This is a genomic window from Zhaonella formicivorans (genome assembly GCF_004353525.1).
In the GTDB taxonomy this organism is placed as follows: Bacteria; Bacillota; DUOV01; order DUOV01; family Zhaonellaceae; genus Zhaonella; species Zhaonella formicivorans.
Window position 1 is genome coordinate 473,594 of record NZ_CP085524.1, and the last position, 15,849, is coordinate 489,442.

Annotated in this window: 15 protein-coding genes and 1 riboswitch; of the genes, 8 read left to right on the forward strand and 7 right to left on the reverse strand. The window is 42.5% G+C overall.

All coding sequences use genetic code 11. The features are described from left to right. The first annotated feature begins 1 nt into the window (after position 1). The 4 genes from thiD (at position 2) to rarD (ending at position 4,100) form a co-directional block, all read left to right on the forward strand. Positions 2-802: a bifunctional hydroxymethylpyrimidine kinase/phosphomethylpyrimidine kinase gene (thiD, locus tag EYS13_RS02375; protein WP_227765566.1), complete on the forward strand. Its 801-nt coding sequence runs from the start codon at positions 2-4 to the stop codon at positions 800-802. After that, positions 802-2,040, forward strand: coding sequence for a putative hydroxymethylpyrimidine transporter CytX (gene cytX, locus EYS13_RS02380; RefSeq protein ID WP_227765568.1), 1,239 nt, complete (start codon positions 802-804; stop codon positions 2,038-2,040). The genes thiD and cytX overlap by 1 nt, the downstream gene beginning before the upstream one ends. Beyond that, positions 1,998-2,816 carry a hydroxyethylthiazole kinase gene (gene thiM / locus EYS13_RS02385; protein ID WP_227765569.1) on the forward strand — a complete coding sequence of 273 codons (819 nt, stop codon included), beginning with the start codon at positions 1,998-2,000 and terminating at the stop codon, positions 2,814-2,816. Before cytX ends, thiM begins: the two co-directional genes overlap by 43 nt. Before the next feature lie 369 nt (positions 2,817-3,185). Beyond that, positions 3,186-4,100 carry an EamA family transporter RarD gene (gene rarD / locus EYS13_RS02390; RefSeq protein WP_227765570.1) on the forward strand — a complete coding sequence of 305 codons (915 nt, stop codon included), beginning with the start codon at positions 3,186-3,188 and terminating at the stop codon, positions 4,098-4,100. A 39-nt stretch (positions 4,101-4,139) separates the two neighbouring features. Here the strand turns inward: rarD and EYS13_RS02395 are convergent, their stop codons facing one another. The 6 genes from EYS13_RS02395 to EYS13_RS02420 all read right to left on the reverse strand — a co-directional run bounded on the left by EYS13_RS02395 (position 4,140) and on the right by EYS13_RS02420 (position 9,199). Continuing rightward, complete coding sequence (locus EYS13_RS02395) at positions 4,140-4,457, reverse strand: hypothetical protein (RefSeq protein ID WP_227765572.1); 318 nt, start codon at positions 4,455-4,457, stop codon at positions 4,140-4,142. After that, entirely contained in the window at positions 4,445-5,242 is a 798-nt protein-coding gene (locus tag EYS13_RS02400) for a GerAB/ArcD/ProY family transporter (RefSeq protein ID WP_227765574.1), read from the reverse strand. The genes EYS13_RS02395 and EYS13_RS02400 overlap by 13 nt, the downstream gene beginning before the upstream one ends. Positions 5,243-5,257: 15 nt before the next feature. Further along, the gene (locus tag EYS13_RS02405; RefSeq protein WP_227765576.1) at positions 5,258-5,434 is read right to left on the reverse strand and encodes a hypothetical protein; all 177 of its coding nucleotides are present in this window, start codon (positions 5,432-5,434) and stop codon (positions 5,258-5,260) included. Next, the gene (locus tag EYS13_RS02410; RefSeq protein WP_227765578.1) at positions 5,431-6,747 is read right to left on the reverse strand and encodes a Ger(x)C family spore germination protein; all 1,317 of its coding nucleotides are present in this window, start codon (positions 6,745-6,747) and stop codon (positions 5,431-5,433) included. Before EYS13_RS02410 ends, EYS13_RS02405 begins: the two co-directional genes overlap by 4 nt. Positions 6,748-6,776: 29 nt before the next feature. After that, positions 6,777-8,540: a spore germination protein gene (locus EYS13_RS02415; protein WP_227765580.1), complete on the reverse strand. Its 1,764-nt coding sequence runs from the start codon at positions 8,538-8,540 to the stop codon at positions 6,777-6,779. A gap of 311 nt (positions 8,541-8,851) precedes the next feature. Further along, the gene (locus EYS13_RS02420) at positions 8,852-9,199 is read right to left on the reverse strand and encodes a LapA family protein (RefSeq protein WP_227765582.1); all 348 of its coding nucleotides are present in this window, start codon (positions 9,197-9,199) and stop codon (positions 8,852-8,854) included. 537 nt (positions 9,200-9,736) lie between these two features. Here EYS13_RS02420 and EYS13_RS02425 point away from each other — a divergent pair. The 4 genes from EYS13_RS02425 to EYS13_RS02440 all read left to right on the forward strand — a co-directional run bounded on the left by EYS13_RS02425 (position 9,737) and on the right by EYS13_RS02440 (position 15,169). Beyond that, positions 9,737-10,720 (forward strand): choline kinase family protein, encoded by a 984-nt coding sequence (locus tag EYS13_RS02425; protein ID WP_227765584.1) that lies wholly within the window; start codon positions 9,737-9,739, stop codon positions 10,718-10,720. A gap of 378 nt (positions 10,721-11,098) precedes the next feature. Beyond that, positions 11,099-12,361, forward strand: coding sequence for a Glu/Leu/Phe/Val family dehydrogenase (locus EYS13_RS02430; protein ID WP_227765587.1), 1,263 nt, complete (start codon positions 11,099-11,101; stop codon positions 12,359-12,361). Positions 12,362-12,630: 269 nt separating this feature from the next. Next, positions 12,631-14,157, forward strand: coding sequence for a methyl-accepting chemotaxis protein (locus EYS13_RS02435; RefSeq protein ID WP_227765589.1), 1,527 nt, complete (start codon positions 12,631-12,633; stop codon positions 14,155-14,157). A 115-nt stretch (positions 14,158-14,272) separates the two neighbouring features. Then, positions 14,273-15,169 (forward strand): polysaccharide deacetylase family protein, encoded by an 897-nt coding sequence (locus EYS13_RS02440; protein ID WP_227765591.1) that lies wholly within the window; start codon positions 14,273-14,275, stop codon positions 15,167-15,169. Positions 15,170-15,206: 37 nt separating this feature from the next. Here the strand turns inward: EYS13_RS02440 and EYS13_RS02445 are convergent, their stop codons facing one another. Continuing rightward, positions 15,207-15,374 carry a hypothetical protein gene (locus EYS13_RS02445; protein WP_227765593.1) on the reverse strand — a complete coding sequence of 56 codons (168 nt, stop codon included), beginning with the start codon at positions 15,372-15,374 and terminating at the stop codon, positions 15,207-15,209. Positions 15,375-15,523: 149 nt separating this feature from the next. Further along, a riboswitch (M-box (ykoK) riboswitch) is annotated at positions 15,524-15,687 on the forward strand. The last annotated feature ends 162 nt before the right edge of the window (positions 15,688-15,849 follow it).

Below are 15,849 nucleotides of genomic sequence, written 5' to 3' on the forward strand. Positions count from 1 at the left end.
GTTGAAAAAAGTGTTAACTATTGCGGGTTCTGATTCCAGCGGCGGTGCGGGGATTCAGGCTGATTTGAAAACTTTCTCCGCCCATGGTGTTTTTGGCATGAGCGTAATTACTGCAGTAACGGCGCAAAACACCCAAGGGGTGTGGGCTGTCCAGGATATAGAACCGGAGATCATTGGAAAGCAGATAACTGCGGTATTTGAGGATATTCAGGTAGATGCGGTTAAAATCGGCATGGTTTCACAAGAAAATGCCATTAAGACAATTGCCCATGGGCTGGTGAAGTTCGGGGCTAAGAACGTGGTGCTGGATCCGGTGATGATCTCTAAAAGCGGCTTTAATCTCTTGCAGCCGGAAGCTAAAGAAGCTTTAATTGCGGAACTGTTGCCATTAGCAGTCATTGCTACCCCTAATATTCACGAAGCCCAGGCTATTACAGGGATGGAGATTAGAAATATACAAGAAATGGAAGAAGCTGCTGAAGTGATTTTTCAAATGGGCCCTCGTAACGTATTGGTCAAGGGGGGGCATCTGGATGAAGAGGCCGTTGATGTGCTTTTTGACGGTAAAGAGATGCATCATTACAAATCCCATCGGATCCATACTAAAAATACCCATGGCACCGGTTGCACTTTATCCTCTGCTATTGCCTCTAACTTGGCACTGGGGTATTCCGTACCGGAGGCAGTAGAGAAGGCTAAACAATACATCACGATTGCTATTGAGCATTCTTTGGCTATTGGAAAAGGAGTTGGGCCCACGAATCATTTTTATATTTTATATAAGAAAGCAGGTGTGTTGTAATGAATATAGAGGGACAAGGCAGTTTGTCGGTGTTTAATTTCTTTTTGCTGTGGTTTGGTGCAGCCATCTCCATTGCGGAAATCATGACTGGGGGACTTTTAGCCCCTTTGGGGTTGAGCACTGGACTTTTGGTTATTCTCTTAGGACACGCAATCGGCGTTGGCATTTTGGCTCTGGGAGGGATAATTGGTGCCAATACAAAGGCCCCGGCTATCATGTCAACCAGGATATCCTTTGGGATATACGGCTCTTATCTCTTTTCCATTTTTAATATGTTACAGCTTATCGGCTGGACGGCGGTGATGATTATTTCCGGAGGTCGTTCCGTGAACATCATCGGCAAAATGCTGTGGTCTCTTGACAATGTTACTTTGTGGAGCATTGTCATCGGGATGCTAATTATTCTTTGGATCATGCTCGGCCAGACAGGTTTTAAAAAGCTGAATGCGGCTGCAGTGATATTGCTCTTTCTGCTGACAATTGTACTAAGTTACGTGGTCTTCAAAAAGGGAGAGCTTTTTACTGCTCAAGTAGAGGGAGAAATCAGTTTCGGAACTGCTTTAGAGCTTAATGTCATTATGCCCCTGTCGTGGTTACCGCTGATTGCAGATTATACCAGGTTCGCTAAAAATACCAAGGGAGCTGTGCTGGGCAGTTTCTTGGGATATTTCCTGGGCAGTTCCTGGATGTACCTCATCGGCATGGTGTCTGGGATCGTCTTTGCCAATCCCGAACCGGGGGCCATTATGATAGCAGCTAACTTAGGATTTACAGCGCTGGGCATTATTATTTTATCCACAGTGACCACTACTTTTCTGGATGTTTACTCTGCTGGGGTAACGTTTTTAAATATTTTCCCTAAACTTAATGAGAAAAATGTAGCTATTGTCATGGGGATTATAGGTACTATTATTGCTGTGATTGTACCCATAGAGCAGTATGAAAATTTCCTTTATGCAATAGGGTCAGTTTTTGCTCCGCTCTTTGCAATACTATTTACTGATTATTTTATCACCAGAAAAAAACGGGAAATCAGTGAAGAGCTGCTGATCAACTGGGGCTCTATGCTAGTTTGGCTAATAGGAATTGGGTTGTATTATATGCTGATCAGATTTGACTTTATTTTGGGGACTACTGTTCCCGTGATGGTTCTGACCTCAATAATCTACGTTGCTCTCTTGGGGTGGGTTGGAAATTGGAAATATATGAAAAAATCGCAGCAATCTTATCAAGCGTAAGAAAGGAAAGGCCCCTAATACACCACCTTACTAACTATGTTACGGCTAACGATTGCGCTAATATAGTGCTGGCTCTGGGCGGCTCCCCCGTTATGGCTGATGACGTAGGGGAAGTGGAGGAGATGGTAACTCACGCCGCAAGTTTGGTCCTAAACATTGGTACTTTAAATAAGGGCAAAATGGAAGCCATGCTTTTAGCGGGGAAAGAGGCAAATAAGCGGAGAATTCCTGTGATCCTGGACCCCGTGGGGGTAGGGGCCACAGCTTATAGGACAGAAGCTGTGGAAAAGTTGTTACAGGAAGTAAAACCAGCGGTGATCAGGGGCAATCGGGCAGAGATCAAAAGGCTTTTGGGCTTAAACTCAAGGCTTCGAGGGGTTGACTCCCTGGAAGAAGCCGAAAACAGCCCGGAGCTTGTCTTAAACTTAGCCCAGCGTTTAGGCTGCGTAGTGGCTATGACCGGGGAGCGGGATGTTATTTCCGATGGCAAAAGGTTGTGCTTCATTGAAAATGGGCATCCCATGCTGACCCGCATTACAGGCAGCGGATGCATGAGCACTTCCCTCATCGGTACCTGTTGCGGTGTTGCTAATGATTATTACTTGGGTGCAGTAGCAGGAGTTGCAATCATGGGGCTGGCCGGGGAGATGGCCTACATGAGCTTAAGCGGTACAGAAGGCGTAGGAACATTTAGGGTCAGATTGCTGGACAGTATTTATAACCTTACGGAAAAACGTATTATAGAAGGTGTCAGAATATCACCCTTAGCCCCTTAAAACCCGTTAGCTTAGCTAGCGGGTTCATTTAATTCTGTAATTCTTTTGGATTGCAAAAGGAAAACCGTGTTATTCATTAGTCATCGTTAAATTGAGAAATTCCTTATGAGTAGATAAAAGGCTAGTATTTATGCTGAGTCGTACGGGGGCAGCGGGATTAATTTGATTTGTAATTGCAGGATTTCTCAAGGAAGTGAGGAATTAAATGATTATTCCCGGCTGAGTTTTTCATATCTTTGTTTTAAAGGAAAAGAAAAATGCAAATTAGAAAAGCTGCATATTTTTTTGCATTAGGATGAACAAAAAGCCATTGGGGCTTATTTTACCATTGGATTAGAGCATTACACGCAGAATGGAGTCTTATAACTGATGAGCAGAAAAACTCAAGGCTTAAGCAGCATAGTAATTGGAATCTGGTATAGTATTCTTGCATATCTGCTTTGGGGTATTCTCCCTTTATATTGGAAAGCCTTGCAACAGGTACCGCCAAGAGAAATTTTGGCCCATCGTATCTTATGGTCTTTAATATTTGTTTGCATAATACTCATTTTTAATGGGCGTTGGCATATTGTCAAAAAAGTACTTTCAAATGGTTCCAATAGAATTGGTATCTGTCTCGGGGGACTTTTGATCAGCGCCAATTGGTATACTTATATTTGGGCTGTAAATAGCAACAGGGTTGTGGAAGCTAGTTTGGGCTACTACATTAACCCTTTATTTACTGTTGCCTTAGGTCTTTTAGTTCTTAAAGAGCAGTCTGACTTTTGGCAAATTGTCTCTTTTTTGCTGGCATCTTTTGGCGTAGCAGTACTTGCAATCGAGTATGGCAAAATACCATGGGTTGCCCTTTTGCTTGCTGTAACTTTTGGTCTATACGGTTTAGTAAAAAAACTGGTGAATGTCGATTCTATTATAGGACTTGCTTTAGAAACCTTTTTTGTTGCCCCAATAGCGATGATGTACCTCGCATTTGTACATGTTAAAGGAATAAGCTCCTTTGGATCAATTTCTAACCAAATTACATTTATGCTTATGGGCGCGGGTGTCGCAACTGCTCTGCCCTTACTATGGTTCGCAGAGGGAGCTAAACGTGTACCATTTTCAATTTTGGGATTTATCCAATACCTTTCCCCCAGCATTAGTTTATTTTTGGGTGTTTTTTTATTTAAAGAACCATTTACAAAGGCTCATATTTTAAGCTTCGGATTAATCTGGTTAGCAATAGCCCTTTACTCTTTTTCACGACCCGGAATGGTTCTAACTAAAGTTTTTCAGAAACAATGAGTTAATCATCTGTTGGAAAGCCAGGTGTGACTGCACAATTCAACTTTGTCTGGTGCCGGAAGTACTAACCCCTTTGCCTCGGATAACAGCTAGTATTAACAGCAAGAAAGGGATACCGAAAAAACCGATTATGGCTAAATCTCTAACCTTGGAAATGGCTAAAATAGTATCATGCAAAGAAGCCGGGATAAAAGCCAGGGCAAATATGATAATAGCCCCTGGTAAAATAAGTGGTCGGTAGTCAGGCAGCTTGAAGAAGTCGGCTAAGAACCGGCAGAAACCGTATAAGCCAAAAGAGATCCAAATGTAAGCCGAGACAACCCAAAAAATCACAAAAATGGCTTCTATTCTTTGCAAAAGCGACCCAGGTAAACACTGCGGGCCATCACGTAAAGGGGTATAAAGGGTTCTTGGCCTACCACGGCGGGGAAACTAAGGGTATAAGATAATACTGTTATAAAAAATATAAAGGTTACCAGCCCAATACTTTTATAACCTATTCTTTTTATTTGTTGGGAATAGAATAGAAACGGCAATAGGTATATAACGGTTATCTCAAATAAAAATGAGCTTTGGAATATTCCCTGTTTTAATGTTTGTATAACCCCATTTCCCAAAAGGGGAAATAGCCAGTCCGTTCTCCACAGGCTGTACGTCAAAGTAATCATTAAAACAACAGAGCCTAATAAATAAGGAAAAGCAAGAAATGATGCCCTTGCAATAGTCTGAATGCCTAAATAGCTGATTATGATTGTGGTTATTACAAAAATAATCATAATGAGGCTTATGGGAGTTTCTGGCAATGCTACAACGATTACTAGTTCAGCAAAACCCCTAAGGTTTAAAGCAATCATATATAACCAAAGTGTCAGCACAAGCAAGACTACAAAGCTACCGAAGAATGGCCCTGTAATTTGTTCCACAATTTCGGTAAAAGTCAAACCTGGGAATCTCTGCAACAACTTCTGGATAAACCAAAACATTAAAGAAGTAAAGAGGCATGAAATTAGCACTACCAGCCAGGTGGCACTGCCTCCGGAGCTTACAGCCAGGGAGGGATAAGATAGAAATACTTTTACCGAAATAACTGTGACAATTAGGGCAATGGCTTCACTTTCACCAATTTTTCCTTCTCTAATCAACGTACCATCCTGCCTTTACCTCAATATATTTAATATATAGATACCTAGCGGAATAACCACCGTTAGCAGTGCCAGCAAATAAAGCCCGAAAGCACCCCGTTTATTACCCTGTTTTCTTGCCCAACGGCCATAGTTAATAGTTTTGATAGCGGTAGGTGTGGTTAAAACCAAAATTAATACTTCAAAGATCACTGCGAGTTCTCTCCTTCATGAACACCTTGAGCAGGATTAGCAACAGGCATAGTGCGCAGCAGTGTGCCTGTCCTTCTAATTAAGTAATTGACCTCGATGTTTACGGTGGCATTTTCAAATAAACTGTCCCAATTTAAGCCTTGCCATTCCTTTTGCGTTAATGCCAACCTACGGGCTTTGATTCCAAAGCCTAAGATATCGGAGTTAAATTCCTGCTGTGCCCTTTTTACCAGTGCGTCAGCTTGTTTTTTAATAAACTGAGCAAAAGCCTTTTCCAATATGGCCCTGTTTTCAGGCAGCCCGTAATCAATTAGACTTGTGTTCCCCAGCACATTCCCCTCCAGATTCAGTTTGGCATCGACAACCGCCCCTTGTCCCGTCAGTTGAATTTTAATCTGAGGGTGTTTGGCCTGGGAGACTTCCATGGCAATAATATTACCTTTTTCGATGGGGTCACGAAAAGAAAAAATACCCCTTTGAAATTTTCCCCGTAACATAACTTGGATCGTAGTCTCATCGCCATTCAGCTTTCCAACCATCCTGCCTTCGCGAAAAGCTGCTGCTCCCATTGCTTCAATGGGGACCCCTCCTTTCTTCAGTAATTCACCGGCTACGTAGCTGCCTTCTGTGTGATACTGTCCTTCACCTTTATCTGGAGGTAATTTTTCATCAGATGCAGCTACCAAGATAGAGGCAGGATCAACACCTTCAACTTTTAACTCGTTATAGAATTCCTGCAGCTGGACATTGGGAATAAATCCTGTAAAATTTTGGGTGGATGCCAAAAGTTCAATATATTTAGCCGGGTTCGGTTCAATCACCGGTTTCATTTTCTCCAGGATCTCCTCAGGTTTTTCCTTGCTGATGGCAAGGAACATGGTGTTTCGTACTTCTCTAAACTGGGTAATAGCGGGAATAAATTTTGCCATAAAACCATCTTTGGCCATAGTTTCGGAAAAAATGAGACCCTTGGCGTGCATCAAAGAAATTTTCCTGCCAACGTAGGTATTGACCATGTTCATAGAAGCATAGATGCTGGGGGCTTCTATGGTTGTAACAAGGGAACCTTTTCCGTTTCCCCCGCCACCGCCTCCACCTGCGTCTTGGCCCCCACCGGCTATATCTTTAGGGATAGCGATCAGGTAGGTCACCCGCAGCAGGTTCTGGGCGCCGTGATCGATCCCCAGCAGCAAAACGTAGGCCAGTTCATCGGGCTCATAATTACTGCCGCACCCTGCTGTAAACAGAGGGAGGAGTAAAGAAAGAACTACAATTAAAAATAGAAACCTATTACCTTTCAGCAACGCAGACATTAGATGATCCCTCTTCTTTAAAACTCTTATTAATGTTTTTTTCTTTCGTTATCTGGGTTTTGGGATGACAAACCTCTGCTCCACTTCCGGCTGATATTTGGCTGGCGCCGAACGTCCAAGGTCTGCAAATAATCAGGCCTGAGTTCCTGATTCCACTCTGGGTGACGCACTATCAAGTCGTAGCTTGGTCCCGTTCTGGGAGCGATGGGGGCAAAGAAAGGTACCCCAAAAGATTTCATGCTGACTACCGTGCAAAGTAAAACAAATAAACCCGTTGAAATACCAAAAAAGCCCAAGACAGCTGCCAAGAAGATGAAAAAAAAGCGCATGAACCGAAAACCAAATGCAATGTTATAGTTAGGTATGGCATAAGAGGACAGGCCGGTTACCGCTACAATAATAATCAGTACAGGGCTTACAATGTTTGCTGCTACTGCAGCCTGTCCCAAAATCAAAGTTCCCACGATGCCCAGGGTGGGCCCGATTACACCTGGCACCCGGACTCCAGCCTCTCTGACTAGTTCAAAAGAAAATTCCATCAAAAGCATTTCGACAATGGTGGGAAAAGGCACCCTTTCTTTAGAGGCAGTAATAGCCAGCAGCAGGTCTGTGGGTATCATCTCCTGATGAAAAGTTGCAATTGCCACATAAAAAGCTGGCAGCAGTAAAGTGATAAATATAGCTGCTATACGGATAATCCTAAGCCACAAACCATAGGGAAAGCGGATATAGTGGTCTTCAGGGCTATGCAAGAAATCAAAAAAAAATGCAGGCACCAACATGACAAAAGGGTTGTTATCTACTAAAATTGCAACCTTTCCTTCTACCAACATGGATGTCACCCGGTCAGGGCGTTCGGTTTTAATTGTCTGCGGTATAAGGGAAAAAGGATGGTCTTCAATCATCTCTTCCAGTATTCCTGTTTCTGGTATGTAATCTGTTTTAATTTGGGTAATTCTTTTCTTTACTTCCTTTACAAGTTTCGGGTTGGCCAAGTCTGCCAGGTACATAATGGCTAAATTGGTTTTGTTCCGTTCTCCCACTTCTAAAAATTCTGTAATGAGATTTTCGGAATGGATAATCTTCCTGATCAAAGAGATGTTGGACCTGATGTTCTCCACAAACCCCTCCTGGGGCCCTTGCACAACTTGTTCCGTTTTGGCAGCTTCAACACTGCGGAATGCAAAACCTTTAGTTTCTACAGCTATGGCCCACTCACAGCCATCGAAGAAGATGACAGTAGAGCCTACAGTAACTTCGGAAAGCACTTCTTTAAAGTCAGTTAGCTCTCTAACCTGGTTGCTGGGCAAGTAACTTTGTAATATTTTTCTGCAGATATTTAATTCTGGGCCCTCGTCCCGGTCCAAGTTAGAAAGGAGCATCAAGGGCTGGAGAATAAAATTGTTAATCGTCTGTTTATCAGCCATACTTTCAATAAAGACAAGAAAAGCTCGTACTGTTGGTTGTGTGGCTAGGATAAATTCTCTAACTACCACATCTTTGTTCAGGGGCAGGTGAAAGAGTTCTTCAATTCGTTTCCTATTTTTATCTAGGTCCCGTTGTATTTTCCATTGCCTTTTTTCCTCCGATAAGTTTTTAAAATGCCCTAAATCGCTTACCTTTTTAGGTTTTTTTACTACCCGCCGTGGATTTTTGCCGGTAACCACATCCCCTTGTATGTCGCCATCGGACGCCAAAAGCTGTTCATCTTCCGTTTCATCCAGGGTAAAGGTATTTAAGGCAGGGGGACCATTATAACCCAAAATTTTAGCTGTCAAATCCTTTAAATTCATCGTTTCATCCTCCTGCCTTGCATTATTTGCCATCCTTGGCATATTTATTCTTAAAATAAAGCTCATTAAATCCATACTTTGTATGTAAAAAGCAAAATTTTTTTGCAAATGCGCAATATGTGTCATTCACTGTCATACAACATGCATGACGACAAGGCAAAGAAAGTTGATTATTGAAATTAACTCCCGCGATCAATGACGCTGCGCGGGAATAGCAACTGCGCTGCCCTTATTATGGTTTGCAAATCTAAAGTAGTAGCCGCCTCGAGCCTTAGTAAAAAGCTGAGGCGGCTTTTTGTTATGACGAGAATCTAAGCATTGTTGGTTTGTTGCGGCTGGTTTGTACCTACTTCTGTTTCTTTGGGTTCAGCGTGAGGCACCTCTTTTGGAGCTTCTTTGCTTTTAACTAGCTCTTCTTCTAAGCTCTTAACCTGCTCTTTTAATTCTTTACGCAGTTTAAGGCTTTTTAAGGAGTTAGTCAGTCCAAAGAGAAAGGCGGCTACTGCACCAGCCAGGGCTGCGCCTAAAATGATTACAGCAAGGGGAAATTCCGGCAACTGCCAAAAAAATAATTTGATAGCTATTAATTGGGAATTTTGGATAGCAAACACTGCTACCACGAGGGAAAATATCACGGCTAAATAGAAATAAAACTGCATTCTCAATCCTCCCGTTTTCGGCATTTTATGTAGCTTCTTTCTATGCAGGTTTTTTATTTCCCTGCTTATCGACTAAAAATTACCTAAGCCATTGTCTTGATTTAAAGTGCGATTAGATAAGCACTTTGTAGTCTTGGATATCCTCCGGGCAACGCTTCATTGTTTTCTGCAAGTTACTATTGACTGAATTAAGTCTCGAAAGACTTATAATTTGGCATAACAAAACTCGCTCATGCTGGCTTGAATTCGTTGTGTATCCCCTTTTTAGCAAAAGCAGAAAAGGTTTTTTCTTTTTTAAACGGAAGCGCCTTTTTCAGGCACGGAAATTGCTTATTTATGCTTACGATAAATAAGATTGCAGTAGTAATTAAGGAGCGATTGAAAAAACAGCCATGTACTGTAAATTTAAAAACAGTGTTGGTTAGAAGTTTTATCAAAAAACTAGGGAGGGAAGGGAATTGAAACAATTGGAGTCATATTTCTTGTGAGCCGACGTCAATTAAATAAAATACCAATAATAAAAAGGAGAGGATTAGCATGGATGAGCAAGTTCTAATAGATTCTTCAATTAAGTTAGAGCATATTGGTAAAATCTATAAAATGATTAGTGAGATACCATGTTTCAGTGATAAAAATGCCAGGATCAATCGGATTGAAGTATTGCCAGGAGGTCTGACCAATTTTAACTTCAAAGTTACTATTGACGGGGTTACGTATGCTTTGAGGATTGCCGGCGATGGAACTATGGAGTATTTGGATCGTCCGGGGGAAAAGCACAACGCCCAGATTATGTCCGATCTCGGCATTAATGCGCCTATAATCTATTATGATGAGACCACGGGTAACCAAGTTTGTAAGTATATAGATGACAGCATAACATTGCACATCCCGGATATGCAGCAGGAGAAGTATTTGAGTAAAGCTGCCAAAGTCTTTAAAAAATACCACGATTGCGGCAAGCAGTTTAAAGCTCATTTTGACCCGCTCAAAGAAGCAGATGTTTATAGAAAGCTACTGATTGAAAAAAATTTTGATTTTTATGAGGGCGCAGAAAAAATGGAGGAATACCTGGAGCGAATTAAAAAGGCATATGCCAAACACCCCCCAAAACTTGCGCCGTGTCATAACGATCCCCTTTGTGAAAATTGGCTAGATGACAACAAAAACTTTTATTTAATCGACTGGGAATATGCCGGTATGAATGATCCCATGTTTGATCTGGGAGCCTTATCTCTGGAAGCCAGCCTAACCCCCGAACAGGAAAGGTTTCTGCTAACTGAGTACTATGGGCGGGATATTACTGAACAAGAATATGGTTCGCTGGTAATCAACAAATTCCTCTGCGATGCTTTATGGTCTTATTGGGCAGTATTGCAAATAGCAACAGGAAAGTCCAGGGAAGAATATTGGCCATATGGACTAAACCGTTTTAACAGGGCTTATCAACTAATCCATGACGGCAGTTTGGAAAAAGCCCTCATAACTCTTGAGGATGCTGAGTGCGGAGCTGAAATTGCCTAAAAACAATCTGCTTATTACATGAAGAATGTCCGGTCGATACCGGACATTTCAGACCGTCGACAAACTGCTATCAGCCCACATGTATTATGGAGCGGGACTGGTTTCCACAGCCGTCGGCAGCGGTGCTGCAGGTCAAAGGCGTAGGAGCTTGTCCAGAGCGAAATAATACATGTGGGCTTTGTCTACAAGCTGGAATGTCCGGTTGATACCGGACATTTTTTATTACACATTAATTAACTAAAAAGAGGAAATTGTAACGCATTTAATGAATAAATATGTTGACACTTTTCGACAGCTGATTTTATAATTAGCTTATCGGGTAAAGTGTAACTTTATTTAATCTAAACTTATTAATTTTTACTTAACTGAGGTGCTAGCATGAAGAGTGAGTACAATCCTTATGACCAAATGCTTTCCACGCTGGAAGAAGCAGCAGGAATGCTAGGCTTGGAAGAAAGCGCTTACAGTTTTTTACGCTATCCGGAGAGGGAGTTGATTGTTTCTATTCCGGTGGAAATGGATGATGGCCGGGTAGAAATTTTTAGAGGTTATCGCGTCCAGCACAGCAGTTTGCGCGGGCCTTGCAAAGGCGGTATACGCTATCATCAGGATGTTGACCTTGATGAAGTAAAAGCGTTGGCTGCTTGGATGTCTTTAAAATGCGCTGTCGCTAATATCCCTTACGGCGGGGGAAAAGGCGGCGTCAAAGTAGACCCGAGAAAATTATCCCATAGGGAACTTTTGAAATTAACCCGAAGATATACTGCAGCGATTTTGCCTTTAATAGGTCCTGAAAAGGACATTCCAGCCCCTGATGTCAATACGAATTCGGAAATTATGGGTTGGATCATGGATACTTACAGCATGTTTAAAGGCTATAGCGTTCCTGGAGTTGTAACCGGAAAGCCTCTTGACGTGGGAGGCTCCTTAGGTCGAAAAGAAGCAACTGGCAGAGGGGTAATGTTCGTAACACTGGAGATTTTAAAAAGGTTAGGCAAACCAGTAGAAGGTACCAAAGTAGCTGTCCAGGGCTATGGGAACGTTGGACAGACTGCAGCCACTTTGCTACATCAAAAAGGTTGCAAAATTATAGCCGTTAGCGATGTCTCAGGTGGTTTGTATAACGAGGCAGGCTTGGATATCGAAGACATTAACCGGTACTTGCATGGGAACCACAAGAAACTCTTGGCGGGCTATGAAGGTGCAGGTGTCCAAAAGATTTCCAATAAAGAGTTACTAACCTGTCCTTGTGATGTTTTAGTACCCGCTGCGTTAGAAAATCAGATTACGGAAGAAATAGCAGAGCAAATTAAAGCCAGGATAATTGTCGAAGGAGCTAACGGTCCTACTACTGTGGAAGCCGACAAGGTCTTGAGTTCCAAGGATGTTATAGTTGTACCCGACATTCTTGCTAACTCCGGGGGTGTTATTGTATCTTATTTTGAATGGGTGCAAAACATTCAATCACTAATGTGGGATGAGGATGAAATTAACAGGGCTTTAGAGAAGATTATTATCAGGAGTTTTAATGATGTCTGGGACAAAGCGGAAGAGAAAAAGGCTACCCTGCGCATGGGTGCATACATGGTAGCCATTGAGAGGCTGGTAACGGCCAAAAAAATTAGAGGGATTTTCCCCTAAAATCAAATCTCACAAAAATCTTTTTAAATGCGCAAACTTAAGCGGTTTTCTACAGCAGATGACCGCTTTTTCTTTTTCCCCAGGGGTAAAAATAAGTTTTACTTTTTTATTGCAGGAAAACGGCGGCACATGTTGTATATTCTAGAATAAAAATCATCTAGCTTTTACGTTAATCCCGATTCAAGTAAGAACTATTGGAGGCTCATAACCAGTGTTTGAATAGAAAGAAAGCAAGAGATGTCTTACGATTCAACTAAAGGAGTGGGAGTATGATCCGGAGGAGTATGCTAGTAACTAACCTTTTAATCGCAGCAACTTTGGCTGCAATTTTTTTCAGTAAATTAGCAGGCATTATGATGGCGTTGCTACTTTTAGGGTATTGCAATCTTGCCTTGACTAAAAAAGCTGAAAAGCAGTGTTCTGAGCTGGAACAAGTAATGGAAATTGTGAAAGGGGATACAGCTACGGCTCCAAATTTCAAGTCGCCGGTATTACGAGAACTGGCTGCTTTTGTCGGTGATTCTAACAAACAGATGTTGAAAGCCTCCTGTGAGGTGTTAAAGACCAATTATCAGTTAAAAACTGCCTTTACGGAACTGGTTTCCGCTTCAGAGGAGATCAGCAGCACGATTACTAATATTGCCAACGACATGCGCGAACAACAAAATAAAGTGGAAACAATTTCTCATGCTTTAAATGGTATGTCTGACGCCATTACGCGGCAGAATGCCACAGTGGACCAAGCTGAACAAGTTACTTCTGAAGCGGTTCAAGAGGTTATACAGTGCGAGAAATCCTCGCTGGAAATGAACGGGCAAATGCAGTCCATTAACAGGTCGGTAAATGAACTCTTGACAATCTCCATGGCGCTAAAGTCCAAGGCCGCCGGCATTGCCAGCATTGTTGAAACAATTACCACTATCGCAGAGCAAACTAACCTCCTGGCTTTGAATGCCGCCATCGAGGCTGCCCGTGCCGGCGAGCATGGGCGGGGATTTGCCGTGGTAGCCGATGAGGTGCGTAAATTGGCAGAACAGGCCAGGGTTTCGGGCAGCGATATTATTGGCATTATTAGCGAGATTCAAGAGGATATTAGCAACTCGGTGGAAAAAATGCAGGAGGTACATAAAGGAACTGAACTTGGCAACCAAGTGGCTGCGCAAACCGGTCACGCACTAACCGGAATCAAAGCCACCATGGAAAAAATTTCCGAAGCTTTCGCGGCTGTCCATCACACCAGTAACCAGTTGAATGCCAGCAGCCAGGAAGTAATGCGGCTTGTGGAACCGCTGGCTGCTATTGCAGCGCAGACTGCCGCTGCCAGCCAACAGATTGCTGCTTCCACGGAAGAAACCGTTTCGACACTGGAGTCAGTTGACGGTTTAATCGGAACTCTGCATGAAGAAAACCTTAAACTTCAGCAGATTATTGGCGACCGGGCTGTGGAAAGACTAATGATAAACACTGGCAAAAGGCTGCAGCAATTGGATTGGGAACGGGAAATTAACCAAAGTAATATCGGAGAAATTGCCAAAGAGTTAGGCGTTGATCTGGTAGGCATTACTGACGAAGCAGGTACTTTAATCTATTGTACGCTGGAAAAAGAGATTGGACTTAATATACCTTCCCTGGGAGATCATTATCAAGGTCTGTTGGACCGTACAAAAGATTATGCGATTTCGCCGATTAAAAAAGCCGAAAAGGACGACAGCTTTATGAAGTTTGCCCTCTTTCCCAGGTTAAAAAAGAAAGGTATAGTACAAATAGCCCTTAACATAGACAAATTGCTTAACTAACATATCTACAGGCTGGAACGGTCCGGCCTTTCCCGGAATATTTTTCCTGCAAGTTGGAAAGGGAGTTTGAAGTATTTTGTGATGACAATACCAAAATTACCATGAGGTGGACAGCGTGCGAAAAACTACCTTCCAGCCGGGTATAAGACTGGCGTCCATACTGTTGTTTATTGTTTTTTTATTTACTCCTTTGCAGGCTAATGCGCAAAACCAGATTTACTACCAGGACCAGGCTGTGGTACTAATGTACCACCATTTGGATCCGGAAAAAAAGAGTTCCGCAACAATTACTCCTGAGCTTTTTAAAAGCCAGCTGGAGATGCTGAAAAAGGAAGGTTTTAATGTAATACCCATTGAGGAGCTGGCTGCGTTTTATAAAGAAGGGAAGAAACTTCCGCCTAATGCGGTGGTGCTAACCTTTGATGACGGTTACGAAAGTTTTTATACATATGCATACCCCGAGTTAAAGTCTCAAGGATTTGTTGCTACAAATTTTGTTATAGTCAGTCAGGTTGGCAAAAAAAATGAAGGAATCCCAAAATTGGACTGGGGTCAGATGCGGGAAATGCAATTGGAGGGAATGAGTTTTTACAGTCATACCTACGATTCACATTATTATACCCAAATTGATGCTGCGGGTAGACAAGCCCCGGTACTGGCTGCGCAACGTTACCTGCCGGAGCTAAACAGGGTGGAGACCCCGGTGGAATATAGAAAGAGAATTATAGAAGATATGAGAAAATCAAGGTTGATTCTGGAACAGGAACTGGACAAGCCCGCCATATTTTTAGCTGTTCCTTTCGGTCGTTACGGGTCTTCATTGTCTTACTGGGCCAAATATGCGGGTTTTGAGTTTGTTTTATCTACCAACCCAGGGATAAATGATGCCAGTACAGACTCTACCAGGATTTATAGGGTTAATGCCGGTAGTCCCGAGATAACCCCTGAACTTTTAAAGCAAAAAATTTTACAAACGATAAAACCAAAAATTAGTAGAGGGAGCAAGAAATAGGGCACTGCATTGGCAGTGCCTTACATTTGGAGGAAGCTTAATCGTTGACACTAGGGCGAAACATGTCCAATACTCCTAAGACTACATGGGCGAGGCCAAAACCAACCACACCTGCTCCTATACTCCCTTTGAGCAACGTTGCCCCTACGCCCGTTACCGCAGCGCCAAGCCCGGTCACTACCAAGCTTGTTGTGTTAGCATTCATATTTTTAAGCACCTCCTGTATTAATTTTTCCCGCGTTAGCTGTAATTAATCAATTTTAAAATTAATTTCTAAAATTAATTTAGAAGGAAATTGCTCTACACTACTGGTAAGTAGAAAAAAATGAGTTATAATAAAAATATGGTTTAATATAAAAGGTCCGTTAGGTGAGGTTACTGCACAAACAGATGCTACTGCCCTGAAACATCGAGAGATGCCAAAGGGTTAGCAGGTAATATCGGCTTAAGGTGTTACCTAATGTAGCTGGTTTAACCTACGTTGTGCAAAGCCAAAGCTGTCACGAGTGGGGAGTATGCTCCGGTTTTTGCTCTTCTCCACCCAGTGGGGATTTTTTATTTTCGAATTCTGTCAAAAATGGAGGTGGCCAAGCATGGACGACCCTGACGCGGACTTAAAAATTATTTTTAGGGAACAATTGAATAGCGGAGGGCCGTCTTTGTCAACTTGGTTGCTGTAA